The organism is Actinomycetota bacterium (genome assembly GCA_036280995.1).
In the GTDB taxonomy this organism is placed as follows: domain Bacteria; phylum Actinomycetota; class CALGFH01; order CALGFH01; family CALGFH01; genus CALGFH01.
The window spans coordinates 1-2,506 of sequence record DASUPQ010000041.1; the positions used below are offsets into that span (position 1 = coordinate 1).

General features: G+C 69.0%; 1 protein-coding gene and 1 pseudogene. Both read right to left on the bottom strand.

What is annotated here, in order from left to right:
- Nucleotides 1–164: 164 nt before the first annotated feature.
- A pseudogene (locus tag VF468_01035) lies at nt 165–1,376 on the bottom strand (ISAzo13 family transposase).
- An 89-nt stretch (nt 1,377–1,465) separates the two neighbouring features.
- Nucleotides 1,466–2,506: IS630 family transposase (locus VF468_01040; GenBank protein HEX5876908.1), on the bottom strand; the 1,041-nt coding region annotated here is incomplete at its 5' end.

Below are 2,506 nucleotides of genomic sequence, written 5' to 3' on the forward strand. Positions count from 1 at the left end.
CCTCGGCGTCGCCAAAGCCCTGGCCTTGTTCCGCTCCGGCGCGACGCTGGTCAGCGCGCCTCGCGTGTCGAGCCGACCGGGCTCCATAGCGCGTCGCCGCGCATGGCCGCAGCTCGACCGGTCTAAGGGCATGCAAATTAATAACACGCTGGTTAGGGTGGCCCTGGGATGAGGCTGTAATTCCACTCGCCGTGGAACTCGTGGCGTCGCAGCGTTCGCTGTTCGAGGTCTTTCATCCGCTGGTCGGTGATCTTGATTCCCCTGGGGTAGCTGCCGGTGTCGAGTTCGGCGTCGACGGTCAGCCCAGTGCGGGTGGTGGTCGCCGCGATCGTCTGCACGATGACTTCGTGGCTGGTCAGCGGCCTGCCGCGCCAGTTCATCGAGATGTGCGAGAACAGCCTGTGCTCGATCTTGTTCCACTTGCTGGTGCCGGGCGGCAGGTGGCAGACGGTGACAGCCAGACCGGTCTCCTCGGCGAGGCCGGCCAGCTCCACCTTCCACAGGCGGGTGCGGTAGCCGTTGGAGCCACCGCCGTCGGCGGTGATCAGCAGCCGCCGGGCATCCGGGTAGGTGGCCTGGCCGGCCCTGCGCCACCAGGTTCGAATGGTGGCCACGGCGAAGGCGGCGGTGTCGTGGTCGGTGCCGACGTTGACCCAGCCGGCGTTGCCCGCCACGTCGTAGACGCCGTACGGGATCGCCTTCCCGAGTTGCTTGTCCATGAAGTCGTGGACGTTGACCTGCTCGGGCTGGCCCTGCGGCCGCCACTCCCGGCCACCGTTCTTGAACGTCCCGACCAACTCCTTCTTCTTGGTGTCCACGCTGATCACCGGATCGCCCGCACCGATGTGGTCGCTGGCCTGATCGTTGAGGTAGCGGAACTGCGCGTCCCGGTCCGGGTGCTGACTGCCCTCGATCGCCTTGGCATTGCCTTGCAGGCTGAACCCCTCGGCCCTCAGCAGCTTGGCCACCGTCGGCGCCGACACCGTGTGCCCGGCATCAGCCAGCGCCCGCGCCAGCTGCCGGGTCGACTTCGTCGTCCACCGCAGCGGCGACTCCGGATCACCCCGCGCCTGCGGCTCCACCAGCGATAGCAGCGCCCGCCCCACCCCAGGATCGGTGGCGGTCACCGGCTTGCGGCCACCGCCGGGACGGCGGGTACGCCCCAACGGCTGGTCGCCGGCCTCCAGCTCGGCCACCCCCCGCGACACCGTCACCGCACTGGTCGCGGCCGCCCGCGCCACCGCCTTGATCCCGCCATGCCCCAGCGCCCGCGCCTCGGCGCCCATCGCAAGCCGGCGTTGCCGCTCGTCCAGATGGGGCAACAACACGGCGAACTTCGCCGCCAGCGTCTCCTCGGACTGCACGGCCCCAGCCATATCACGAGCATGACCGCCCGCAGATCAAAAGTAAACGTTATTTATTAGCGAGTCCTTAGTGGTCTCGCCCGTAAGTTCCTCGGGGGTCGTCAAACAGCCTGCTGGCGGTAGCTGGCTGGGTTCTCGTGGGTGTCGATCCGCTGGAGCAGGTTCCCGAGCTCGCGCCGGGTGAACTTCCAGTTGAAGGGCGCGGCGACGGCGTTGTAGCGGGTCTCGAACGCGGCCAGCCGTTCGCGGATTTGGTCCAGGTCGATGAAGTCATTGGGCGCCACGACCTTGCGTTGCACAACGGAGAAGTAGATTTCCGCCTGGTCCAGCCAGGACGCGTGCACGGGCAGGTGGATCAAGTGCGTGGTCGGCCAGGCTTGGTGCATCCGGTCGATCGAGGCCTGACCGCGGTGCGAGGAGCCGTTGTCCACGATCCAGAACACCCGGTCTGCACTGGCGTAGGGCTCGCTGGTCATCACCTGTGTGACCAGCCGGGAGAACGGTTCGATCCCGGTGGTGTCCTCGCAGCGGCCGATCACCTGGCCGCGGTGCACGTCCCAGGCCGCCAGGTAGGCCAGAGCGCCGCCGCGGCGGTAGTCGTGTTCGACCCGCATGGCGCGAGCTTGGCCAGGGGCCAGGGTGGGGTGACAGCGGCAACGGGCCTGGATCGAGGTCTTTTCGTCCGCGCAGATCACGACGTCGTTGGGGCCCAACGGCCGGCCGTCCCAGATCCCGGCGTACAGGTCCAGCACGCGGGCGGCCTTGACCGCGAAGTCGGGGTCCCGGATCGAGATCCAGGACCGGTGCTGCCACGGCTTGAGGGCATCGGCGGCCAGCCACCGGCGCACCGATGACGCGGAGGCGCTCACCTGGCAGCGGATGCCCAGCTCGCGGGCGATCTCCGGGCAGCTCCACCGCGACAGGGGCACGTCATGCTCGGCCGGCAGCGCGCACGCCAACGCGACGACCTCGGCCCGCACGACCGGGCCGTGGACCGGTGGTCGGCCACTGCGCGGGCGGTCGGTCAAGCCGTTGAGCCGCTCGACGGCGAACCGGCGCCGCCAGGTCCGCACGGTGTCCACACAGACATTGCGGGACCGCGCGATCCCCGCGTTCGAGACCCCATGGGCAGCGTCCAGGAC